Annotated in this window: 21 protein-coding genes; all 21 read right to left on the bottom strand. The window is 51.4% G+C overall.

All coding sequences use genetic code 11. The annotated features are described in order from the left end of the window. Window positions 1-9: 9 nt before the first annotated feature. The gene (locus DWZ76_RS07600) at window positions 10-309 is read right to left on the bottom strand and encodes a cell division topological specificity factor MinE (protein WP_022359516.1); all 300 of its coding nucleotides are present in this window, start codon (window positions 307-309) and stop codon (window positions 10-12) included. Window positions 310-320: 11 nt separating this feature from the next. Then, window positions 321-1,112, bottom strand: a complete 792-nt coding sequence (minD, locus tag DWZ76_RS07595; RefSeq protein WP_022359515.1) for a septum site-determining protein MinD — start codon at window positions 1,110-1,112, stop codon at window positions 321-323. An 84-nt stretch (window positions 1,113-1,196) separates the two neighbouring features. Beyond that, complete coding sequence (locus DWZ76_RS07590; protein WP_118472327.1) at window positions 1,197-1,862, bottom strand: septum site-determining protein MinC; 666 nt, start codon at window positions 1,860-1,862, stop codon at window positions 1,197-1,199. Window positions 1,863-1,876: 14 nt separating this feature from the next. Further along, a complete protein-coding gene (locus tag DWZ76_RS07585) occupies window positions 1,877-4,777 on the bottom strand; it encodes a penicillin-binding transpeptidase domain-containing protein (protein ID WP_118472326.1) in 2,901 nt (966 codons plus the stop codon). After that, window positions 4,770-5,288: a rod shape-determining protein MreD gene (gene mreD, locus DWZ76_RS07580; protein WP_022359512.1), complete on the bottom strand. Its 519-nt coding sequence runs from the start codon at window positions 5,286-5,288 to the stop codon at window positions 4,770-4,772. The genes DWZ76_RS07585 and mreD overlap by 8 nt, the downstream gene beginning before the upstream one ends. After that, the gene (gene mreC, locus DWZ76_RS07575) at window positions 5,269-6,123 is read right to left on the bottom strand and encodes a rod shape-determining protein MreC (protein ID WP_118472325.1); all 855 of its coding nucleotides are present in this window, start codon (window positions 6,121-6,123) and stop codon (window positions 5,269-5,271) included. The genes mreD and mreC overlap by 20 nt, the downstream gene beginning before the upstream one ends. Continuing rightward, window positions 6,120-6,866, bottom strand: coding sequence for a DNA repair protein RadC (gene radC / locus DWZ76_RS07570; protein ID WP_118472324.1), 747 nt, complete (start codon window positions 6,864-6,866; stop codon window positions 6,120-6,122). The genes mreC and radC overlap by 4 nt, the downstream gene beginning before the upstream one ends. A gap of 67 nt (window positions 6,867-6,933) precedes the next feature. Beyond that, the gene (locus DWZ76_RS07565; protein WP_106999848.1) at window positions 6,934-7,188 is read right to left on the bottom strand and encodes a DUF4321 domain-containing protein; all 255 of its coding nucleotides are present in this window, start codon (window positions 7,186-7,188) and stop codon (window positions 6,934-6,936) included. Between the two features lie 135 nt (window positions 7,189-7,323). Then, window positions 7,324-8,622, bottom strand: a complete 1,299-nt coding sequence (locus tag DWZ76_RS07560; protein WP_118472323.1) for a methionine gamma-lyase family protein — start codon at window positions 8,620-8,622, stop codon at window positions 7,324-7,326. Window positions 8,623-8,863: 241 nt separating this feature from the next. Beyond that, window positions 8,864-9,847 (bottom strand): tRNA (adenosine(37)-N6)-dimethylallyltransferase MiaA, encoded by a 984-nt coding sequence (gene miaA, locus DWZ76_RS07555; protein ID WP_118472322.1) that lies wholly within the window; start codon window positions 9,845-9,847, stop codon window positions 8,864-8,866. Window positions 9,848-9,871: 24 nt separating this feature from the next. After that, on the bottom strand, window positions 9,872-11,968 hold the full coding sequence (mutL, locus tag DWZ76_RS07550) for a DNA mismatch repair endonuclease MutL (protein ID WP_118472321.1): 2,097 nt from the start codon (window positions 11,966-11,968) through the stop codon (window positions 9,872-9,874). A gap of 32 nt (window positions 11,969-12,000) precedes the next feature. Further along, a complete protein-coding gene (mutS, locus tag DWZ76_RS07545) occupies window positions 12,001-14,643 on the bottom strand; it encodes a DNA mismatch repair protein MutS (protein ID WP_118472320.1) in 2,643 nt (880 codons plus the stop codon). A 102-nt stretch (window positions 14,644-14,745) separates the two neighbouring features. After that, window positions 14,746-16,023 (bottom strand): L,D-transpeptidase family protein, encoded by a 1,278-nt coding sequence (locus DWZ76_RS07540; RefSeq protein ID WP_118472319.1) that lies wholly within the window; start codon window positions 16,021-16,023, stop codon window positions 14,746-14,748. Window positions 16,024-16,036: 13 nt separating this feature from the next. After that, entirely contained in the window at window positions 16,037-17,404 is a 1,368-nt protein-coding gene (gene miaB, locus DWZ76_RS07535) for a tRNA (N6-isopentenyl adenosine(37)-C2)-methylthiotransferase MiaB (protein WP_243017797.1), read from the bottom strand. A gap of 355 nt (window positions 17,405-17,759) precedes the next feature. Next, entirely contained in the window at window positions 17,760-18,338 is a 579-nt protein-coding gene (locus tag DWZ76_RS07530; RefSeq protein WP_118472317.1) for a 5-formyltetrahydrofolate cyclo-ligase, read from the bottom strand. A gap of 16 nt (window positions 18,339-18,354) precedes the next feature. Next, window positions 18,355-18,582, bottom strand: a complete 228-nt coding sequence (locus DWZ76_RS07525) for a DUF896 domain-containing protein (RefSeq protein ID WP_022359502.1) — start codon at window positions 18,580-18,582, stop codon at window positions 18,355-18,357. A gap of 90 nt (window positions 18,583-18,672) precedes the next feature. After that, on the bottom strand, window positions 18,673-20,313 hold the full coding sequence (locus DWZ76_RS07520) for an FAD-dependent protein (protein ID WP_118472316.1): 1,641 nt from the start codon (window positions 20,311-20,313) through the stop codon (window positions 18,673-18,675). Next, window positions 20,310-21,554: an NAD(P)/FAD-dependent oxidoreductase gene (locus DWZ76_RS07515; RefSeq protein ID WP_118472315.1), complete on the bottom strand. Its 1,245-nt coding sequence runs from the start codon at window positions 21,552-21,554 to the stop codon at window positions 20,310-20,312. Before DWZ76_RS07515 ends, DWZ76_RS07520 begins: the two co-directional genes overlap by 4 nt. An 84-nt stretch (window positions 21,555-21,638) precedes the next feature. Then, window positions 21,639-22,016, bottom strand: a complete 378-nt coding sequence (locus DWZ76_RS07510; RefSeq protein WP_106999838.1) for a hypothetical protein — start codon at window positions 22,014-22,016, stop codon at window positions 21,639-21,641. Window positions 22,017-22,091: 75 nt separating this feature from the next. Next, window positions 22,092-23,903 (bottom strand): polysaccharide biosynthesis protein, encoded by a 1,812-nt coding sequence (locus DWZ76_RS07505; protein WP_243017789.1) that lies wholly within the window; start codon window positions 23,901-23,903, stop codon window positions 22,092-22,094. Next, a complete protein-coding gene (locus DWZ76_RS07500) occupies window positions 23,884-25,008 on the bottom strand; it encodes a DUF3048 domain-containing protein (protein WP_118472313.1) in 1,125 nt (374 codons plus the stop codon). The genes DWZ76_RS07505 and DWZ76_RS07500 overlap by 20 nt, the downstream gene beginning before the upstream one ends. Between the last annotated feature and the right edge of the window lie 31 nt (window positions 25,009-25,039).

The following is a 25,039-nucleotide window of genomic DNA, read 5'->3' as shown; positions in this document are numbered from 1 at the left end:
TTGTAATTTCTAAATTGGTAATCGAATATCATGCTGTAAATGGCTCCTTAAAGTAAGAACCGGCACCGACGCACAGACCGCCGGGAATACCTCCGCCGGCTGTTCTGAGGATGTCCTCAGAATCCGGAGTGTCACATCCCCCGGATCAATCTCCAGATAACGTGACACGCTCCTCAGGAAATCTGCGCGAATCAGATCCAGAAGTTCCGGCGAACAGCCCGCCCGATCGGCAGTCAGAAGGTGTTTTAAACGCTTTCTGGCTATCTCGCCGGAATTCTTTTTCGTAAACAGTTCTGCAATCAGAATCATAGCGTCCCCTCCTATGCACGTTTGAGGAAGCCGGATATCCGGGACCAGAAGCCCGGAGACGCATCAAGCTGTATAAATGGTACCGATTCTCCAAGTATTCGTTTGCATATGTTTAAATATGCCTGCCCGGCATATCCATTCATGCCGACCAGCGGTTCGCCCTGATTCGTGGATATAACGATATCCTCATCGTCCGGGACTGTGCCAATCACAGGGACAGACAGAATATCCATCACATCATCCACCGACATCATATCGCCCCGGCGCACCATATCGCTCCGGATCCGGTTGATGATCAGGTCCATACGCCCGACCCCGGATGCTTCTAAAAGTCCGATGATCCGGTCAGCATCCCGTATCGCGGATACCTCCGGTGTCGTGACAATCAGCGCCCGGTCCGCCCCGGCGATCGCATTGCGAAAGCCCTGCTCAATCCCGGCGGGACAGTCAAGCAGTATGTAATCAAACTCTTCTCTTAAGTCTTCTACTAATTTTATCATCTGCCCCGGACTCACGGACGACTTGTCCCGCGTCTGGGCGGAAGGTAATAAGAACAGGTCAGGATATCTTTTGTCTCGAATCAGCGCCTGCTTCATCCGGCAGTTTCCCTCGATCACATCGACCAGATTGTAGATAATCCGGTTTTCCAGTCCCATGACGACATCCAGGTTTCTCAGACCGATATCGGTGTCGATGAGAACCACCCGTTTGCCAAGCATGGCAAGCCCGGTGCCGACGTTCGCTGAGGTTGTCGTTTTGCCGACGCCTCCTTTTCCGGAAGTAATAACGATAACTTCGCTCATAGGAACATCCTCCTGTATTCTGTTTTACCATTTTATTCTACTCTAAAAAGTAGAATAATTCCAGTCTTAAATCCATTAAATACGCTAAATAAAATGAAAATAATCTAAAAAACTTTTTTTGACCGATTCTACGTCAATGTTTCCACCGGATACCGATGCAATCATCGGTCCGCGCCCCATCTTTTTACCCTGGCTGCGCGTTTTGGCTGTCAGATCAGCAATCCGAAGGTGCATCGGCGACATTGCCAGCGCGGTGATCACCGCGTCCTCACTTCCCGCCGCCCCAGCATGGGCGGAACCCGCCAGCGTGCCAAGGACAACGATATTGCCCCGTGCGCTGACACGCGCGCCGCGCTCCACATTCCCGATGATCACGATGCTCGCATCGGATTCCAGCAGATCGCCCCGGGATAAATTACCCTTATAAAATTGTCCCGTCCGGGCAGTCAGCTCCATCAGCCGCTCGGTCAGCGCCTTTTCACAGCGGGCGATGCGGTTAGCGTCAGTATCCAGCAGACAGAGAATCTCTATCTGGGAATTGGCGGTAATCGCATCCGTCACCTGCAGTTCCTCGATTGGGGTCAGTTCCCTCCCCTCCAGGGTCAGCGTCATCTGGGCGGATCCCCAGAATTTTTCACTTTCTTTAAACTTTTTCCCTACATCCTCCAGTAACTGTTCAAAGGGAGTGTCCGGATTCAGAATTACCGTCATACCGGACTTACATCCCTTTATTACTACGGAACTTTTCATAGTTCCATCACCTCTTAATCTCCATTGATTCGTTCATTGGACGCATCCAATGCTCCTGAATTCAGGATATCATCCAGACTCGCATAGCCATAGAAGTAACGATATACGTGTTTTGCCACCATCGCCGCATTCGAAGAAGAATATCCATTCGGGATACTGACCGTCACCGAAATTTCCGGATTCTCATACGGTGCAAACGAAATAAAGAACGCGTGGTTGCCCCGTTTCTGGGACTCCTGCGCCGTACCGGTCTTACCGGCCACGTGTACGTCCAGACCATCAAACACACGCTTGGTCGAACTGTTGGTAACTACCTGGCGCATACCTTGTTGGACTGCATCCCAGGTGCTTGTCTGGAAATCAAGGGTTGACGCCACAGCCGGCGAATAATCCTTGACCAGATTACCCTGGGAATCCGTCTCCTTATCAATCAAGCTCAGATCATAGACCGTGCCGCGGTTGGCAAGCGCCGTCACATAGCGGGCAAGCTGCACGCTCGCAAACTGGTGCGTACCCTGTCCCATACTGGAACGCTCCGGATCGGTATCACTGATAGACGGCGTCGCCTCCGAGATTTCAATGCCCGAAGTCCGGTCCAAACCGAACATGGTCGCGTATTTTTTCAGCGTCTCCAGACCTTTCTCCGGTTTGTAGCTTCCATCTGCCTCTGTGGACAGGCGGTGCGCCACCTCCGAGAAGAAATAGTTACAGGAATTTTCGATGCCTCCCACGACATTTAACGGTCCGTGGAAGCCCGGATATTTCCAGCATCGGATCGGATTGCTGACTTCCTCATAAATACCGGTACAGTTAATCATATCAGAAAGCGTGATTGCCCCCTCTTCCAGACCTGCAATCGCCGTGATCGGCTTGAAGGTGGAGCCTGGTGCTTTCAGTGTCTGCGTCGCATTGTTTCGCAGCGGCAGCGACTGATCGGCATTTAGCTGGGCAAAATAGGTGCTGTCCGAAATCCGGTTGTTGTCATAGCTTGGATAAGATACCAGTGCCAGCACCTCGCCAGTCTTCGCGCTCGTCACGACACAGCTCGCCGTACACGGGTCAAGTGCCAGCTGCGCCGGTGTGATCTCAATATTGCGGATCTTATTCATCAGGAACTGGTACGCATATTCTTCCCCGCTGACACGCAGCAGGTTGACCTCATTCTCATCGTATGCAAGCACATTCTGGGAATAGAGCGCCATGCAGAGCTCGCGCCCGGTCACAACATTGTTATTGATTAAATACTGATAAATCAGTTTCTCGAATGCCGGATCCTGTTCCAGATCGCGGAAACAGTCGTCCAGCAGTGCCGTGAAGACATCGTCCGCATTCGAATACCGGCTCTGGATGTCCAGCTTCGTCGTATCGATCCAGTTGTTGGCAATTCCATAATATAAGTATTCCCGCAGACTGATCGTACCGTTCTTCCACGCCTGATACATGTCACTGGACGTATCGATCGCATCACGCTGGACAATCGCCTTGTTGCTGGAAGAAAGATACGAATAGATATACTGCATATATGCCTGCATTTCCTCTGAAAGCGCGTTCATCGGCGTTGCATTTTCAGACTGCAGTTCGCCCCGCAGTTCCTGTTCAATTCGCACGCGTGAGCTCTCGTACTTCTGATAAATCTGCTGTTCCACATCGGATGCCTCTTCGGAAGCAAAATTGTCAATCGAGAGGACGTTGTTGTTGATCAGCTGGAAGTATGCCTTCTTGATCGGTATCTTAATACTGGAAGAATCGATATAAGCGATATCTTTCTCATCCTGGTTGACAATCGTCTTTAACAAGACGCCCGCCAGCTGCTTCTCCAGAATGTGGTAAATACCCTTCTGAAGGTTCAGATCGAGGGTCAGCCAGATATCGTTGCCTGCCACCGGTGCGACTTCCCCGGTCACGCTTAGGATTCTTCCGACATTATCTACATATGCCGTCTGGGAACCTTTCTTACCCTTTAATTCCAGCTCCATCGAGGATTCGATGCCGGTACGGCCTACGACATCATTTAACTCATAGTCATCGTTGACCGCCTTTAACTCCTCCAGACGTTCGCTCGTTACTTTTCCCGTATATCCAATGATCGGCGCAAAGTAGAGGCTTTCATTGTACATACGGATCGTCGATTCCTGTATATTGACGCCCACCAGATCGGCTGCGTGCTCTAAAATGTCTGCAACGGTCTCATCGCTGATATCCGTCGCGATCGTTGTCGATTCGTACTTCTGGAACGCGGTAAAACGCATCGTGTAGCGGATACCGACGATCTGCAGCGCCACCTCATCCGAAACATCGATGGGATTGCCGTCTTTGTCAAGCGGGCGCCCGTCCCGGTTCTTATCGTCACCGAGTGTCAGGTGGTACTCCTTTTTCATCCGCTCCAGCAGATCTGGCGCTGAAATGTCGGACGGGTATTTTCCATCTGAATCGTCCATCTCATCCACATTTTTAAGACCATAATAATCACGCAGGAATCGCTTGCGTCCGGACTGTGTCTCGGAGGTATACACGACATTTCCATCGTGATCGAGCGTAAGCTCTAAACTGGTCTGTGCGCTCTCACCGTGTTTATTCAAGATCGATACCAGATCGTAGAGCATCGTGTTCCACTGTGCATCCGTCTTGTACGCACCGGTATCCTGTATGGTAACGTCGTATGCCAGTTCGTTGTACGCCAGCACATTGCCGTTCCGATCGTAGATATTACCCCGCGTGCTGGCAGTCTTTATGACTTTTTCCGTCATCGCTGTATATGCATCCTGATACTCTTCGCCCTTGATGATCTGCAGGTTGAACAACCGCATCACCAATGCGGACGACATCAGGCAGAACACAACCACCAGGACAAAAAGCCGGGAGGTAATCACTTTTTTGAACCATTCTCGCAGATATTCTTTCAGGTCATCAAACAATGTTCGAATCTCTCCTTTGTTCCCATTCTTTCAGTTTCCGGTTGATAAAAAGGAAAAACCGGTATACGACAAGCGTCGTAACCGTGGTAAATATGATCTCCGGGATAATGATGGAGACCAGATAATGCCCAAAATTCAGACGATTCCGTATCAGGAACCGGAATACATAGATGTACAGGTTATAGATTAAATCACTTGCCAGGCTCAAAAGCAGCGGCAGCGTGATGTAGTCTTCATAATAATACTTGTTGCAGATTCCACTGACATACCCCAGATTGATGAAAAACAGTGTATAAAAGCCAAATGGTCCACTGTAAAACAGATCCATAAAAAGACCTGCCACCAGCCCGTAGAACATCCCCCGCTCGCGCCCCTCGATGAAGCTGCACACAAACACCACAATCAGCAGCAGGTTCGGAGCCGAAGATAAGAAGGCGATCTGTGGGAACACGCAGATCTGGATCGTGAATGCCAGAATCAGCATGACAAGGTTAATCAGCAGCTTCCGCATTATTGTCGCCTCCATCCCCATTTTTCAGCTGGGTGATTACCAGTACCTCCTGCAGGTTATCAAAATCTGCAACCGGAATGATTGTACCGGATTTGGTTACGTTGTTGGCATCGGTCGTCAGCCCGGAGGCATAACCGATGAGAATGCCCGGCAGGAAAATATCACTGATGTTGGAGGTCACGATCTTGTCGCCCTCCTGGATATCTGCCTCTTTCTTGATATGGTCAAGTCCCAGCCGTCCATCCTGGTAAAGCGTCAGGTTGCCGGATACATTACAGGTATCGCCGGTCCGCAGGGACATGCCGCTGACGTTGCTGTCGTCATCGATGATCGCGCGGACAGTTGCATAGTTTGCCCCGACATCGGTTACAATACCGACCAGTCCGCCGCCTGCCATGACGTTCATATCTTCCTGGATGCCATCGTCCGCTCCCTTGTCGATCCGGAATACCTGAAACCAGTTTCCAGAGTCCTTTGCAATGACACGGGCGGCTATTTTTTTATACTGCATATATTCCTGATCAAGCTGATACAGCTCTCTGAGACGGTCTAACTCGTAAAGCTCCGACTGCAAGCGGTTGTTCTCTTCCACCATCTGATCCAGACGCATCTGGAGATTTTTGTTCTCCTCCTGCGCCTCCCGCAGGGAGGAAAAATTTTCAAGCGCATTGTAGAGATCTGTGCCGATCGCGTTGACGCCTGACTGCAGCGGTACCAGAACAAAACCGACACCCGTCCGAAGCGGCATCAGAAAGCTTGATTTGATAGACGTTGCTGTAATCAGCACAAGACAGAAGGCTGACATACCTGCCAGAATATACTTGCTGTTTTTCATAATGATAGTATTCCCCGTTCTTTGAAACTAAAATAGGCTTGTTCGCCGATAATCACATGATCCAAAAGCCGGATTCCCAGCATAGCGCCCGCCTCCTGAATCCGGACGGTCGTCCGCCGATCCTCCGCACTGGGGGTAGGATCCCCGCTCGGATGATTATGTACTAAAACGATGCTGGCTGCATGATAGCGCAGCGCCTCGATAAATATCTCCCTCGGAGACGCCGGAGAGTGATTGAAGGTTCCCCGAAACAGCAGGATATCCCGAATCAGCTTCTGCTTCGTATTGAGGATCATCAGGTGCATCTCTTCCTGCTCTTTGTGACGCATTTCCTCCATATAAAAGGCGGCGATCGCCTCCGGCGCCGTAAACGCAGGCGCTTCTGAAAGCGTCAAGGTGCGCCAGATCCGCTGTGACAGTTCTCCCACACACAAAAGTTCGATTCCCTTGACCCTGCCGATTCCTTTCTGCTCCATCAGTTCTGGAAGAGTCAGATGCAAAAGCCCTAAAATTCCCGGTGGCTGCGCCTGCGCCAGAATCCGGGTTGCCAAGGAAAGTGCCGACTCCTGTCGGTTTCCGGTCCGGATAAGGATCGCTAAAAGCTCGGCGTCCGTCAGTGCCCCAACTCCCTCCCTCTCACATTTTTCGTAGGGTCGGTCTTTTTCAGGGATATCTTTCATGGTAAGACGCCATCCAGCGGTCGGTTCAGAACTTTTTACTGGTTTCTCTGTTTCTTTTTTCATTGATTGTCCTCCTGCGTGCCTCTCCTCTGCATACAGAAAGCCATTCCCACCAGGCGGGATTCTTTGATTAAATCAGACGATATGCGATCAGTGCAATGACAACGCCGATGATGCTCGCCATCGTCACCCGGATTGACAGACCAAACGTGATAACCAGGATTCCTAAATCAAGAACAACCGGGTCCATCAGACCGAAGGATTGTCCGTAATTCAGCCACGACAGTCCCCTGACGCCGGATGCCATATTTCCGATAAATCCACCTAACACAATCCCTGTCATCAGGAGCAGCAGAAGAATCCAGAAATTTTTTGCTCGATTCATGATACCGAATACCGTCCCTTTCTATAATCTTTATTATCTTAGCACAAACTGCCGGAATGTGTATAGACAGTCCGGCAGATTTTTTTTTAAAGTTTTCTTAAAATTAATTACAAAATCATTCAAAAAACGTCATTTCTAGTCGATTTTGAGCTGCTCAGGTTTTACTATGCCTGCATCCAGAAGCTTCTGCAGGGACATTAAAATGCCTAACTTCGCATGGTACCAGGTCAGTCCGCCCTGGAAGAAGACGTTGTACGGCGGTTTGATCGGACCATCCGCGGAAAGCTCGATCGAGGATCCCTGGATAAAGGCACCTGCTGCCATAATAACCTGGGAATCATACCCCGGCATATCCCACGGTTCCGGCGATACATAGCTGTCAACCGGCGCCGCCGCCTGAATGCCCTGGCAGAACGCAATAACACCCTCCGGTTTTCCAAACGTGATCGCCTGAATGATATCATAGCGCGGCTCCGTGCTGTTCGGAACCACATCAAAGCCCAGGCGCTCATAGACGTTTGCCGCAAAGATAGCTCCCTTTAATGCGCCGGATACAACGGTCGGTGCCAGGAAAAGTCCCTGGAAGAAGGACTGGTTGACGCCAAGACTCGCGCCGACCTCCCGTCCGAGTCCCGGAGAACCAAGGCGGTACGCTGCATTTTCGATGCACTGTCTGGTTCCGGCGATATAGCCGCCGATCGGCGCCAGTCCGCCGCCCGGGTTTTTGATCAGGGAACCGACTACCATGTCCGCACCGAGATCGCTCGGTTCGATCCGCTCAACGAATTCGCCATAGCAGTTGTCTACCATACAGATCACTTCCGGTTTGATGGATTTAACAAATGCAATCAGTTCACCGATCTGCTCTGCCGAGAGGGTTGGACGGGATGCGTATCCCTTGGAACGCTGGATGGTTACCAGTTTTGTCTTCTCGTTGATCGCCGCGCGGATGCCGTCGTAATCGAAGGTTCCGTCCGGCAGCAGGTCAACCTGACGGTATGAAATGCCATACTCCCGCAGGGAACCGTTGGACTCGCGGATGCCGATCACTTCCTCCAGAGTATCATACGGTTTTCCCACCGGCGAAAGCAGCTCGTCGCCCGGGCGCAGGTTTCCGGCTAATGCCGTGTAGAGCGCGTGCGTTCCGCACACGATCTGCGGGCGCACCAACGCGTCCTCAGTGTGGAATACATCCGCATATACCTGTTCCAGCGTCTCACGTCCGAGGTCGTTGTAACCATATCCGGTTGTACCGGAAAAATGAATATCGCTGACGCGGTTTTTCTGCATCGCAGCGATTACCTTTAACTGATTGTACTCTGCATTGCCATCGATCTCTGTGAAACGGTCTTCCAGAGCCGCTTCGATTCTGGCTCCATATTCAAGCACTTCTTTCGAAATGCCGAGGTCGCCATACATTTTCTCTAACTCCATGGTGATTCCTTTCCTGTTGTCGGTTATTCGTAACTGTTCAGTACCTTCACAGTCACGCGCAAAAATCCATTAAAAATTGCCTACGGCAATGGGATTTTTGCCTGCTGACCCATGTTTTCGTACGGTCAGCGCAGTAAATGCGCAGACCTACTGAACAGTTACGGTTATTCTATAATTCTTTTTTTGTTTCTTTAACTTTTCTTGATTTTTACAACTTATAATTTAGAGTGTTCCATCCATCTTATGAATCACACTCCATAATACCCGCTTCCGCCGCTAATTCCTGCAGAATATGTTCCAGCACGCGTTCTCGGTCATTATCAAATTCCGGCAAATATAAGAAACGCACGTCGCGTTCCCGCCGGAACCAGGTAAGCTGACGTTTCGCAAAATGGCGCGTATCGCGTTTCAGGATATTGACCGCTGTCTCCAATGACATTTCGCCATTTAAATATGCCAGAATTTCTTTATATCCAAGTCCCTGCATCGCCACTGAATCACGCCTGCAGCCCATCGCCTGCAGCTGCCTCACTTCCTCGACCAGTCCCTCTTCCATCATCTCATCGATCCGCTTCTCGATCCGCTCATAGAGAACCGTCCGATCGGTATTTAATACATAATAGAAGAAATGGTACGGTGAAGTCTTTGCCCGCTCCGCCTCATTGTGGGCAGAAATCTTCTCGCCCGTCTGCTCATAATATTCCAGCGCGCGGATCACACGTTTTACATTGTTTGCGTGGATCGCCTCCGCCGATTCTGGATCGACCGCCCGCAGACGCTCATGCAGGACTTCTGCCCCCTGTTCGGCTGCCAGGCGTTCCATCTCCTCCCGAAACTGCGTATTTTCGTCGATCTGGGTGAAATCAATATCATTGAGCAGTGCCTGAATATAAAAGCCGGTTCCACCTGCCACGATCGGAATTTTTCCGCGGCTGTAAATATCTTCCGCCGCCGCGCGGGCAAGTGCCTGAAACCGCACGACATTGAAATCCTCAGTTGGCTCTAAAATATCGATCAGATGGTGCGGCACACCGTCCATCTCTTCCAGGCGTATCTTTGCCGTACCGATATCCATGTGGCGGTACACCTGCATCGAATCCGCGCTGATGATCTCGCCGCCGATCCGCCTGGCAAGCTGAATGGACAGCGCCGTTTTTCCGACTGCCGTCGGTCCGGTCAGGACAATCAGGGGCTTTTTTTCAGCCGCTTGTTCCAGATTTCCCATAAGACTTTCTCTCCTTTTAATGGGTTATACAATCCGTTTGAATTTCTTCTCCAACTCATATTTGCTCATCGATATGATCGTTGGGCGTCCATGTGGGCACGCATACGGATTTTTGAGTTCCAGAAGTTCATCGATCAGCTTGTCCGCTTCGGCAAATGATAATGTGTGATTGCCCTTGACCGCCGCCTTACACGACATCGTCGCCACACGCTCATTGATGAGATCCGGGGTTCCGCTTCCATTGCCCTCCGCCAGATCGTCGATCATCTCCATCAGAAGCTCGCGTTTTGCGACGGAAAAGAGGTTCGCCGGGACGGCACGCACCGCGTACTCCTTGCCGCCAAACGGCTCAATCTCAAATCCGATCGAAGTAAAATGTTCCATATACTGCTCTAATTTGAGCTGCTCACTGCTGTTGAGACTCAAAATGATCGGCGGATCGATCATCTGGGAGGTGTACTCCCTCTTTTGAAGGGATGCCATCGTCCGCTCATAGAGGATTTTCTCATGCGCCGCATGCTGATCAATGATGTACAGATTATCATGATACTCCACCAGCCAGTATGTGTCAAACAGCTGTCCAATCAGGCGGTGGTTCGCACGCGCCGGTTTGGTCAGGAGTTTATCTTCAAACAGATCCATCTGACGGGGCTTTTCAGATGGGGCGGACTGGGTCGTTCCCGTTGAAACAGATGCAGGAGATGCAGTTTGCCCCGCTGAAGCTGAGATGGATTCGCTGGAAGGCGCTGATGTGGCCGGCTCTGGCAGATCTGACTCTGTATTAATTGAAACATTTTCAACTCTGCCGGTTGTGTCGGTTCTTCCAAACACTTCATCGAACCGCCCCGTTCCTGACACAGCCGCATTTGATCCGCTGCCGTTTTCAGCCCCATATCCCGGCACATCTTCCGAGACCGACATCATTTCTGCCTGCGACGCCCCCAGACGTTTCGTCTCAAACGGTTCCGGATGTTCCTCACGGATACGGACTGGTTTTAAGGACGGACGGCTGCCCTGGCTGCTTTCCATCTTTCTGGTTGGAAGCTCCGGCAGCACTCCCTTTTCCAGCCCCGGAATCTTCAGCTCTTTCTCTGCATTCTTCTCATTCTCCAGCGAAACCGCCGGAATCAGTTCCCGGTTAGCGAGTGCCATCGCAATCGTATGGTAGACCGTCCGGTAGATCTGTTCGCCGTCCCTGAAACGGATCTCCATCTTCGCCGGATGGACGTTGACGTCAATATACGACGGATCGATCGTAAATTGCAGCATCGTAAATGGATACTTGTGCTGCATCATGAACGGTTTATATGCGTCCTCGATCGCCTTTCCGATGATACTGCTCTTGATATAGCGTCCGTTGATGAAATAATTTTCATACGTGCGGTTGCCGCGCGCGATCAGCGGCTTACCGATGAAGCCGCCTACCCGGATCGGATCAGCTCCGGCATCCACCTCAATCAGGTTTGCCGTGATCTCGCGTCCAAAGACCGCATAAATTATATCTTTTAAGTTATGATTTCCAGAGGTATGGAGACGGCTCTGGTTGTTATTGATGAAACGGATGGAGATTTCCGGATGCGACAGGGCAATCTTTTCGACTAAATCTGCCACATGGGACCCTTCTGTCGCCGGCGTCTTTAAAAACTTCCGGCGTACCGGTGTATTGTAGAACAGATCTCTGGCGATAAAGGTCGTACCTTCCGGCGCACCGACCTCCTCCAGTCCCAGTTCCTCGCCGCCCTCGATGCGGTAACGGGAACCGCTGATCGAATCGTTTGTTTTCGTGATCAGTTCCACCTTCGCCACCGACGCGATCGACGCCAGCGCCTCGCCGCGGAACCCTAACGATGCCACCTGAAACAAATCCGACGCCGTCCGGATCTTGCTGGTCGCATGGCGCTTAAATGCCAGTGGGATCTCCTCGCGTACAATGCCGCTTCCGTTATCCGTCACCCGGATCGTCTGCAGACCGCCGCCCTGAATCTCCACCGTGATCGCCGTCGCCTTCGAATCGATCGCATTTTCCAAAAGCTCCTTGACAACCGACGCCGGCCGTTCAATGACCTCGCCGGCTGCAATCTGATTGATTGTATTGGAATCCAAGACCTGAATCGCAGCCATCTATCTCCTCCACATCCTTCCTAAACTCTTTTTTACTGGTGCATCCACCGGTTTTTCAGCTTCGCCTGCAGCTTATCTAATGTATTGAGCGCATCCAGCGGAGACATCCGGTTTACTTCCAGTTCCATGATCTCCTTGATGATATCGTCCTCATTGACCGTGTCAAAGATCGACATCTGCTGCAGATCTACCTCGTCCGGTTTTGCCACCTTTTTGCGCGTCTGGGTTCCCGGACCATTTTCTGCAATCTCCTTCGCACGCGCTGTAATGTCGGCATCGCTCAACTCTTCCACCAGTTCTTTTGCCCGATCGATGACCGGAGCCGGAACGCCTGCAAGCTTCGCCACCTGGATGCCGTAGCTCTTATCGGCGCCACCCTTCACGATTTTACGCAAGAAGACGATATCGTCGCCCTGTTCCTTGACCGCGATACAGTAGTTGTTGACGCCGCTTAAGGTTCCTTCCAGCTCTGTCAGTTCATGGTAATGTGTCGCAAACAGCGTCTTAGCACCCAGAATCTTCGTATTACTAATATACTCCACAACCGCCCAGGCGATCGAAAGGCCGTCGAAGGTACTCGTACCGCGCCCGATCTCGTCGAGAATCAGAAGGCTGTTTTTCGTCGCATTCCGCAGGATATTCGCAACCTCGGTCATCTCCACCATGAAGGTACTCTGACCGGATGCCAAATCATCCGAAGCGCCCACACGGGTAAAAATACGGTCGCAGAGACCGATATCCGCCTCATCCGCCGGGACGAAGCTTCCGATCTGCGCCATCAGCGTGATCAGCGCCGTCTGACGCATATAAGTTGACTTACCAGCCATGTTCGGACCGGTAATGATCGAAATCCGGTTCTTTCCGTTGTCTAAATATGTGTCATTGGCGACAAACATCTCGCCGCCCATCATGCGCTCTACGACCGGATGACGTCCGTTTTTGATGCGGATGATGCCCTTTTCGTTGATATGAGGTTTCACGTAATTGTAACGCGTCGCCACCACCGACAGAGACGCCAGCACATCCGTCATCGCGATCGCACGGGCGGTACTCTGAATCCGGTTTACCTCGCCCGCGATCTGGTCGCGCACCTGGCAGAACAGATCATATTCCAGAGAAACCAGCTTGTCCTCGGCGCCGAGAATGATATCTTCCAGCTCTTTCAGCCGGTCGGTCGTATAGCGCTCTGCGTTTGTCAGGGTCTGTTTACGGATGAAATAATCCGGCACCAGATCCTTAAAGGAATTAGTCACCTCAAAATAATAGCCAAATACCTTATTGAACTTGACTTTCAGGTTTTTGATGCCTGTCTTTTCGCGCTCGCTCTGCTCTAACTGTGCCAGCCAGTCTTTTCCTTCTGTCTTTGCATGACGCAGACGGTCTGCCTCCTCATGGTAGCCTTCCTTGATGATGCCGCCCTCGCGCACCGTGATCGGCGGCTCTTCCACGATCGCCTTGTCAATCAGTTCCTTCAAATCTGCCAGTGGGTCCAGAGCGGTTTCCAGGTTTTTAAGCAGCTCGCCTGAAAACTCCTTCAAAATCTGTTTGATATACGGAAGCATCGCCAGTGAATTGCCAAACGCGATGAGATCGCGCGGATTTGCCGTCCGGTAACTGATGCGTCCGATCAGACGTTCGAGATCGTAGATCGGATTCAGATATTCGCACAGCTCCTCGCGGCTGATATAGTTCATGTTCAGCTCTTCGATCGCATTCTGGCGGCGCAGGATCTCCTCCCGGCTGATGAGCGGCTGCTCCACAAGTGTCCGCAGCATACGGGCGCCCATCGCCGTTTTCGTCTTATCAAGCACCCAGAGAAGTGTTCCTCGCTTCTGCTTTTCCCGGAGCGTCTCTGTAAGCTCCAGGTTCCGGCGCGTGGACGTATCCAGCATCATAAACTGTCCGGTCGTATAGACAGTCAGGCGCGTCAGGTGTTCCAGTGTATTTTTCTGCGTCTCATACAGATACTGCAGGACAGCACCCGCCGCGATCGCGCCCGTCTCATAGTCTGCCAGTCCCAACGCTTCCAGGTGCTCTACATGAAAATGTTCCCGCAGGATTCTCCGGCAGGAATCATCAGAAAAGAACCGATTTTCAAGTGCTGAGATCACGGCGTTTAACCGTACTTTCAAGTCCTCTAAATCGATTCCTGACATGTAAAAAGCCTCGTTGCAGATAAGCTCCGACGGCGAAAATTTATAAATTTCATCTAACAGACTGCGCTCGTTGCGAACCTCCGTCACAAGATAGTCGCCCGTGCTGACATCAACCGTCGAAACGCCGAATACACCGTCTATGTATACAATTCCCATCAGGTAATTGTTTTTTGATTCCTCCAGAACCTGTGAATTTGTCAGGGTTCCCGGCGTCACCACCCGGATTACCTCCCGCTTCACAAGTCCCCTTGCCTGTTTCGGATCCTCCATCTGCTCTGCGATGGCGACCTTATAGCCCTTCTGGACGAGACGGCTCAAATAACCCTCTACGGCATGATAAGGAACACCGCACATAGGCGCGCGTTCCTCCAGTCCGCAGTCTTTTCCAGTCAGGGTAAGTTCCAGTTCTTTCGAAACAGTCTGGGCATCCTCAAAAAACATCTCATAGAAATCGCCAAGACGATAAAACAGAATACAGTCCGGATACTGTTTTTTCGTCTCCAGATAATGAGTCATCATTGGTGAAAGTGCCACAATTTACCTCTCTTCATCGCGATCCGCCCGTTTTCCGGCACTTCACTCATCTGAATGCCAGACCGGACAGACCGCTGTCGTTTTATTTTAGTTGAATTTCGGATCCGTCGGATCCCAGGTCTGCTGATCGGAGATCGGTACCAGCTCCGGCTTATCAAATGGAGATGCTACATTGGCATCCTCGTATACCTGTACAGTCGTTCCCAGATGGCAGTTATCATATACCCACTTGGAGTTTCTACAGTTCAGGCGTACACAGCCTAAAGAACGGGAAACACCCAGACCATTATAGCCGACGGTCAGAAGGTTATTCTCATTCGGGGTTGCGTATGTAATCGAATGGAACAGGAATCCCTGTGTGATACGGGTTGCATACTGGGTGTAAGTATCATTTACCATCAGTCTCCAGCGATATTTCTCCGGTGTCTTGAAAGTTCCAATCGGTGTATCATCACCGACGGAGGTCAGCATCGCTTTCACTGGAATAATATATCCGTTATTGCCGTCTTTTGCATAAACCGTCAGGCAGTTCAGTGTCTTATTTACCTTCAGGAGATAATCGGACTGCTTGCCAATCAGGCTGTCTACGTCCTGAACCAGACGACCGCAGGAGTCAAAGTAGAACTTGTAACCATCGATATACTGCCAGCCGGTCTTTGCATAGCCATTTTCAAAATAATAACGTACAAAGTCATCGGAAAGCCAGCCGTTATATACGCTTCCGTCCTCATTGAACATAACCGTTGCATTTTCTGCTACGCTCAGTCTGCCGGAAGCAGCTGATTTGTAGCGCGGTGCTGCACTCTGCGGACCTGCGCTTCCCTTCGGAACTAATACGACTTCAATCGAAAGGATCTTCTCGCCGATATCCACGGTACCAGCCACTTCGCCGTTCTTCGCATATCCCATCTTGCCCTGACCGCTGGATGTAACGCTATAGTAAACATCGTACATCTTCTCAGCCTGACCGGAAAGCTGAATCTGGATCGCCTCTACCCAGCTTCCAGAACCAACCACACCGGTCTGGATGCCGTCATGGTACCACCACAGATAACCGCCTGTGTTGGTATATGCACGATAGGACACGCCGCCGATCCCCTCAAAGTTTTTCAAATCCATCGCAAATGCAGAAATATCGCCTTCCGCATTATACAGATAATTGACGCCGACATGAAGTGCCGTGTTCTCATCCTGCTGCCCGGTTCCCTGGTTGAACTGCTCTGCCGATGTTGACGAACCGGTGTTTGGCATACCGACTGTACCGTTTGCAATGTCATCTGCCGGTCCTGCATATGCGACAGAAGCACTTCCTGCCAGCATGCAGGCTGACAGCAGAACCGTCAATCCTTTATAATGCTTTTTCATAAATTTATCCTCCTTAATCTACCAGGGATCCCATATAGTAAAATCCCTTGGATTCCTTCAGATATACTTTAACAATTTTACCAATCAGCTCTTTTCCACCTGGGAAATGAACGATTGTGTTATTGGACATACGTCCGGTTACCAGTCCCTCCACGTGACTGTCCGGTTCCTCCACCAGAACCTCCTGCACCGTATGGACATCTCGTCCACAGACCTGTGCAGAAATCGCCTGTACCTCTGCGAGCAGACGGTCGAAACGTTCTTTGACAACTTCTTCTGGAACCTGATTTTCCATCGCTGCCGCCGGAGTTCCGGTGCGCTTCGAATAAATAAAGGTAAATGCGCTGTCGTAGCGGACTTTCCGCACAACCTCCAGTGTCTCCTCGAAATCTTCCTCCGTCTCTCCCGGAAATCCAACGATGATATCCGTCGTCAGGGAAATATCCGGTACCGCCTTGCGGATGCGCTCTGCCAGTTCCAGATACTGCTCCTTCGTGTAATGGCGGTTCATCTTCTTTAGGATCTCGCTGCTGCCCGACTGAAGCGGCAGATGCAGATGGCGGCAGATCTTCTTGGAAGATGCCATCACTTCGATCAGCTCATCCGACAGATCCTTCGGATGGGAGGTCATGAAACGGATCCGTTTAAGCCCCTCAATCCGCTCTACCCGGCGCAGAAGTTCTGCAAAGGTAATTGGAGATTCCAGGTTCTTTCCGTAGGAATTGACATTCTGCCCTAACAGCATGATCTCCACGACGCCGTTCTTAACCAGCTCTTCAATCTCACGGATGATGTCCTCCGGCGCACGGCTGCGCTCGCGTCCGCGCACATACGGGACGATGCAATAGCTGCAGAAATTGTTGCAGCCAAACATGATATTAACGCCAGACTTAAATGTATATTTGCGCTCCGACGGCAGATCCTCAACGATCTTATCAGTTCCTTTCCAGATATCGATGACCATCTTCCCCGTCTCAAAGCGCTGTTCCAGCAGCTCTGCCAGTTTATATACATTGTGCGTACCGAAAATCAAGTCCACAAAGCGGTAGCTCTTCTTTAATTTCTCTACAACCTCCGGCTCCTGCATCATGCAGCCGCAGAGTGCGATCATCATGTGCGGATTCTTTTTCTTGAGGCTGTGAAGATACCCTAAACGTCCATACACGCGCAGGTTCGCATTTTCACGGACTGTACATGTATTGTAGAGGACGAAATCCGATTCCTCACTGGTTCCTTCCACAAATCCTGCTTCCAGCAGAATACCGAGAAGCTTTTCTGAATCGTGTGCATTCATCTGACATCCAAACGTCGAGATAAAGCAGGTCAGCGGACGCCCCAGTTTGTCCGAAATCTCCTGTACCTTCTGGCGGCAGAGTGCCATATAATACTGCTGGCGCTCCGGTTCCTGCTGCGGTACACCGCCCACCGGAATCTGACATTTGTCAGACACAAACACGCCTGCTGCGGATTCGGACGAATCGTTTGTATGTAAATCCATAAATTGTATTGCTCCTTACTATTCTTTCATTATCCTAATAATCCTAATATTTCATACATTAGATAATATTACTATATGGTGCTCATTTTCGCAAGTCCCATTCCTGCCAGAATCCTTTCCAGTTTCTTACAAAATATTCCGGTTCATGTATCTGGAAGCAAAAACAGAGTTTACCACACGGCTGCTCTGTTCCTGTATGCCTTTGATATGTTTCTGCTTCGCGCGAGTGCGCCAGACATTACAAAACTTTAATTGTCTGCTCCGGTGTCACAATATATGCCATTTTTTTATCGTGCTTTTCGGTTTCAAATGCCGGAAACAACTGGAATCCATAGCAGAGTCCCACCGCCATATGATCCGGTTCTGCCGCAAAAAAGCGGTCATAATACCCCGCCCCATAACCGATGCGGTTTCCATCCTTGGAAAACCCTACGCCAGGCGTGATCACCAGCGCTTTCGGCGCATCTGCCTCCTGACATCCGTCCGCCGGTTCCGGGATGCCATATGCCCCCGTCACAAGCTGACACCGATCTGTGACATAGAAAAAACGCATCTCACGCCCAAACACCCGCGGCAGCGCCACCCGGCAGCCGCGTTTTAACAGCTCGTCAATCAAATATTCCGTACTTGCCTCACCGCGCACACTCGTATAGGCATACACTGCCGTCCCGGCTGATGGAAAGAAGGGGTGGAGACGTTCTAACAATGCCTCATCCCATCGTTGTTTTTCTTCTGGCAGCAGAGTCCCGCGTTTTTGAAGGACATATGCGCGAACCTCCTGTTTTGATATCTGCGATCCAGATGAATGAATAACCATCTCTTCTACCCTTCAATTAATTCTTCGTATCCGTAACGCCGCCGTATTTCTTACCCAGATCCGTAATAGAACCGTCTTTCTCTTTAATCAGTATCGAATTTAACTGTCCTCGCATATTTCCACGGATTGACTCAATGTACTCCTTCCGAAGCGCTGCCTGCTCTTTTTTCTCTTCTTCGGTCAATCCAACTGCCTGGCTCTTATGATATAACGTATTAATACGGTCAATTCTTTCCTGTTTCATCTATCATTTCTCCTCTTATAATGCTTGTTTCTTCGCAGCTACAGGCAGACATCCTTACTATAAAGCCTAAAGCCGCTGAACCATTCTCTCTCACAATTTAATTTTGGGGATAGCATACTTCGCGATAATTGCCTCTGCCGTCTTCATCCCATCCATCGCCGCCGAGGTAATGCCGCCCGCATATCCAGCGCCTTCGCCGCATGGGTAGATGCCCGCGATCGTGCTGCTCTCCATCGTCGCGTGGTCACGCGGAATCCGCAGCGGCGAGGAGGTCCGGCTCTCTACTCCGGCAAAAACCGCATCCTCGCGGTCAAAGCCATGAATCACATGTCCAAAATGTTCCATTCCCTCTAACATCGCTGCCGAAAGCACTTCCGGCAGCACCTCCCGCAGATTTCCAAATGCAAACTGCCCTTCAAACTGTGGTGTCACTGCTCCAAATCCCGTTGAAATCCGGTTTTCCCGGAAATCTCCATAAAGCTGTACCGGGATTTTTCCGCCGCCGCAGCGGTATGCCGCTTCCTCCAGCTGACGCTGGAACGTCACGCCGCCAAGTGTGCCCGGCTGTGGAAAATCCTCCGGTGTAACGGTCACAATCAGGGCGCTGTTTGCGTTTGCACCGGCACGATCATGGTTGCTCATGCCGTTGATTGCCAGCCGTCCCGGCTCTGAGGATGCATCCACAACAAAGCCGCCCGGACACATACAGAAAGAATACACGCCCCTGCCTCCGGAGGTCTGTGCCGTCAGCTTATAGCTGGCCGCCCCCAGATTCCCGGCTTCTTCCCGTCCGTACTGGCTTAAGTTGATCTGCGTCTGTGGGTGCTGGATCCGCAGTCCCACCGCAAATGCCTTTGCCTGCATGTCGAGCGGTTTCTCTGCCAGCATCGCAAACGTATCGCGGGCGCTATGCCCGATCGCCAGCACCAGTGCCGATGCCGGAATCTCCTCCACCGTCCGTCCTGCCTCCGACGTGCCTTTACGGGCACTAACGCGGATGGAACACAAATGACCATTCTGTGTCTCAAAGTCCTCCAGACGGCAGCCAAACCGTACCTCACCGCCCAGGCTCTCTATCTCACTTCGAATATTCTTTACCACCGTCCGCAGAACATCCGTTCCAACGTGCGGCTTGTTCACATAGGTAATTGTCGGATCCGCGCCCGCCTGCGCCAAGATTTTCAGCACTTCCTTATTCCGCCCAGACGGATCCTTGACCAGCGTATTCAGCTTTCCATCTGAAAACGTACCGGCACCGCCCTCGCCGAACTGCACATTGCACTCCGGATCCAGCGTTCCATCTGTCCAATAACGTGCAACCGCCTTTGCACGGCTGTCCGCATCCAGCCCCCGTTCCAGAATAAGCGGGCGATATCCGGCACGCGCCAACATCAGACCACAAAACATACCTGCCGGACCAAAACCCACGATTACCGGTCGTTCCCGAAGCGGCTCTATTCCCGGATCGGGCAGGCGGTACGCCTCTTCCTTTCGGATCTGCACATTTACACTACGCGCACGTTTGACAATCGCCGCCTCTTTCCCTGCCACTGCAACATCTAATGCATATAAATAGTACAGATCTGGCTTTTTGCGCGCATCCAGAGACTGGCGCACCAGCTCCACCGACTGTATCTGATCTGCCGATACTCCCATCATTTTGGCGGTTTTCTTGCGAAGATCCGCCTCACTGTGGCTGACCGGCAGTTTTACCTGATTTACTCGTATCATTTATCTGACTCCCTTCCAGCACATTTTCCAGCTGCTGCGCCGCTGCTCCACGCCCACTGGAGATTATAACCGCCGCAGATGCCATCGACATCCAGAATCTCCCCGGCAAAATATAACCCTTTTACCTTCTTCGATTCCATCGTCTGTGCGTCAACCTCCCGCACATCGACGCCGCCGCAGCAGATCTGTGCCTGTTCAAAGGAATTTGTACCGTTCACGCTGACCTCAAACCGGCAGAGCAGATCCCCCAGCGTCTGAATCTGTACCTCTGTCAGGCTGCCAACCGTCCGATCTGGCCGGATTCCTGCCTGTTTTAAAAACAGAGCTGCCAGTTTTTTATGTATCCAGCCGGAAAAAAAGTCCTCCACCTGCCGTTCTTTCAGGCGCTCACTCCGCTCTTTTAATATCCGGCGTGTCTCCGTTTCCGGGCATTCCGGATAAAAATTGAGTACCGCCCGTACATCCCGTCCCTCATCGAGCGCGCGCGCCGCAAAGCGGCTGACCTGGAAAACCGGAATCCCCGAAATACCATAATCCGTAAGCTGCACCTCACCCTTGTCCTCCGCCAGCTTTCTGCCATCGCTGTAGAGTATCACAGAGGCATCCGCGCGTACTCCAGCGAGCTGTTTAAAGAACTTTTCCGGGCAACGAAGCTGAACCAGTGCCGGAAGCGGCTTGATGATATGGTGTCCCAGCCGTTTCGCCAGTTTGTATCCGCTTCCATCCGAACCTGTACCCGGTGCCGCCTTGCTGCCGCACGCCAGAATCAGCGTCTCGCTCGAAAAGCTCCCCTGGGACGTCTTCACTTCAAACCGGTGTTTCGCATCTTCGCGCGGCGTGATCGAGAAAACTTCACATTCCGTCACCACCTGAACCGACTCCCGCGCAAGTCCCAGACGGAGTGCATCTAAAACAGCGCTTGCCTGCCCGGAATATGGATACAGATATCCGTCCCGTTCCCGCGTCAAAACGCCGAGATCCTCAAAATATTCCAGTGTCATCGGAAGCGTAAACGCCCCAAGCGCCTTCCATGGAAAATCCGGCTGACCACTGCGGTAGCAGAACGGCTCCTGCAAACGGTTTGAAAGGTTACAGCGTCCATTGCCGGTAGACAGGATCTTCTTGCCGACCCGGTCTTTATGTTCCAGCAGAACCACCTGTGCGCCCTCCCTGGCAGCAAAAATGGCAGCCGTCATTCCGGCTGCTCCCGCTCCCACTATGATTACTTTATTCTGACTCATTCCTATTTCCCTTCCTGACCGTTTGCTTCGTACCGTTCATACGCGGACTTTCTTCTTTGTTTTTTGACTGTATTATAATCACATCTAACTGCTGAAAGACTCCAGATAGTGAAACACATCCGTCATTGTGTCGAACCAGACTCCTTCCAGCAGTTTTTCCTGTTCTTCCACGGAAAATTCTGAGAGCGGCATATGGGTCTGGAAACAGACTTCGCCGCTTGTTCCGTCAAAGATAAGCAGCATCCCATCCTCCGCCGTCAGACAATAGCCGGATTGTTTCTCCGCCACTTCCGGTTCCGGGTTCAGAACCGCATTATTCTCCGGCATCCGCTCTGACTCATACACGCGCCCCGGTACCGGTTCCGCCCGCCGTGGACGGTACCACCAGAGCCCTGCCGCCAGAAGCAGAAGCATTGCAAAACAAAAAAGCGCCGCAAACAGTATTCCCTGATATTTTCTCATAATAAGGATACCTCCTGTTGTGTATCCTTATTATTCACTTTTTTCTAAATTTTAATCATAACTAAATTTCTAACCCTACATCAGATGCAGCTTCCGGCAGATGCGTGTGAGTTTCCGTCCCATCGGCATCGAATACATCTCATCTTCCTCGATACAGTGCAGCTTGATAAGAAGCACGCCATATACCGCGACCGCCACAAGCACCGCCAGCAGCGTTCCCAGCACATTGCTGTGGATCACCAGCGTAACCCCACGGTACACGCCATATGCCGCCGCGCCCATAAATGCTGCGCTGATCGCCGGCAGCAGGAAGGTCTTGACCATCTCCTGGCGGTAACCGAGTGTGTTGCGGATCGCGATCGCATTTAAAATGCACATAAAGAGCGCAAATAAAATACTTGCAAATACCATACTGTAGATACCCATATTGAAGATCATCAGCATAATATACAGCGCAATCACGTGTAATGCCAACGAAATCAAGGCGTTCCGCACCGGAACATTCATCCGGTTAAGTCCCTGTAAGATTGCATTGGTAACCGTCGAAAGCGACAGGAAGATAACGGCTGAAGCGCCAATCATCATCATACGGATCGCTTCCGCATTGTTGCCGCCCCGGAATAACAGGTTATTGACCGGCGCTGAAAGTACCGTCAGCCCCACCGCCGACGGAATCGCAATCAGCATAGCAAACCGGATCGCAAGGGCTGTCTTCTCAATCGCCGCCTTTCGGTCCTTACGCGCTATTGCACCGGACAGCGAAGGAATCAGCGATGAGGACAGTGAGTTCGCCATCGCAAGCGGGACATGTACCAGCAGCATATATTTGTTGTTGTAGATACCCCAGAGGGCTAAAAACTCTTTGCCGCGTCCCAGCGACTCCATGCCGTGCGCCATGATACCGTTGTCAATAACCGAGTTAATATTGTAAACACCCGAGCTTACGATAACCGGAATAACGGTAAAGAAGAAGATTCTCGAAATCTGACGGTAGGAATCCACACTACCGCTCCGATCCTTGGCAATCCGCCGTTTTGCCGTCGGACGGTAGAGTAAAAACAATACCAGCACAAATAACAGGGCTGCAAACGCGCCGCTTCCTGTGCCGATCGTACCGCCTGCCGCGCCAAATGCCTGTGCATATCCATCTTTTCCATATACTTTCGCTGTATCCAGTCCCACCTTGAAAAGGACGCTGGCGGCCACCACACTGATAATCGCGTTGACCACCTGCTCCAGGATCTGGGAGATCGCCGTCGGAATCATCGTTCCATGTCCCTGGAAGTAACCGCGCAGCACGCCCAGATACGCCATGATCCAGATCGTTGGCGCAAGTGTGCGGAGTGCATACACGCAGAACGGCGTGTTAAACAAGGTCGTTGCAAAAAAGCCTGAAAAATTCCAGGTAATAAAGCATGCCAGACCACCTACGACCGTCGCATAGACAAGCGCCGCCCGCAGAACACGGTTCATATTGCGGTACTGCCCTTTCGCAAGGCGGGCCGCTACCATCTTCGACACCGCCAGAGGCAGACTGTACGATGAAAGGATCAGCATGATATTATATACATTGAATGCCGTCGAATAATATCCCATGCCCTCATCGCCGATGATATTCGTCATCGGGACGCGGTACAGAATACCGATCAGACGCACAATGATACCGGCAACTGCCAGGATCGTACCCTGAATGACAAAATTTTCTTTTCTCACCGGAACCGCTTCCGGCTTCCGGCTGCTTCCTGACCGGTTACGGCTTCTACCCGCACTTTCCCGGCTGCCTCCGGTTGCTTCTTCTCTACGTCCTGCCGTACGCTGCCGGCTGATTATCTCTCTTTCTGTCTCTTCCCGCATTCCGGGTTTTCTTCTACTCCGTCTGTTCTCCATAGAATTCCGCCTTATCCATACGGTCATTCGGAAGGATGCAGACCCAGGTCTTGCCCGGATTCAGCTTGATTTCCTGACCGTCCATATCGTAATACTTTGTGACGCCGTAAGCGCCGTCTTTTTCCCAACGAATCAGAATGCCGTGTCCATTTGTAAAATAATACCCCGTCGCCGGTGTATGGACATCAATATCCAGATATTCCGTCGGTTTATAATATTTCCACAAACAGTATTGGAAAATAATATTTTTAACCGCTATCTGTCCTTCATCTCCCATATGCGGACCGCCATACTGATACCGGTAGTACAGCCCGTCCTCCGGGTGATACTCAAACCAGGGATTGCTTAACTGATAACCTGGCACTACTTTGGCCGCTGCGATACCATCCTCAAAGCACACCGGCGCACTCTCCGGCGCAAAAGTATAATGCCCCTCATAGCTCTCCGGGTACACATCCGCATAACCGCTCGCCTCGATCGCCTGGCGCAGCTTTGGTCCCGATGCATAGGCATTGTGCGGGGTCTTCCGATCCTTGGTCCGGAAATACGCAGATGCCCCATTGCCTTTGATTCCATCTAAATGTTCCATCTGCTCCAGATACGGAAGTGCAAACGTATTCTGCCCATAATGTGCATAGACCGCCTCAAATTCCCTTGCAAAAAAAGTATAGTATGGGCGGCAGCTCCGGACGGAACCGATCCGGTTCAGATCGTCATAGTCCTCTATCAGTGCCATATAGCGGTTCATGCTGCCTTCCACTGGTGCCTCATAGACCACTCCGGCATGGTTGATGCCATACTGCGGAAGCGCCACCTTGTCATTGCTCATCATGATCGCGAGCGGACGTCGGTTCGCCTTTGCGACATCCGTCCATTCCCCGGTCAGATAACTCTGTATCTTCCCGTCTTTTTCGCAGCGTTCCTCCGGCTCTGCTTCCGGCTGCGTTTCGGCCTCCGTCTCTGTATTTAAGGACAGCTCACGTGTCTCCTCCTGTGTCTCTGCTACCGTTACCGATATTTCTTTGTGAGCCGAACAGCCTGACAGCCAGCAGACTGCCATCAGAGTCAGTGCCAGTGCCCTTATTTTCCAACTGCTTTTTTTCATTCCGTACTTCCCCCATCACATCCCCATATGC

It is taken from the genome of Clostridium sp. AF35-15 (assembly GCF_003477745.1).
Classification (GTDB): Bacteria; Bacillota; Clostridia; order Lachnospirales; family Lachnospiraceae; genus Otoolea; species Otoolea fessa.
Note: the sequence above shows the minus strand (reverse complement) of the source record. Positions and strands in the feature narration are given on the sequence as shown.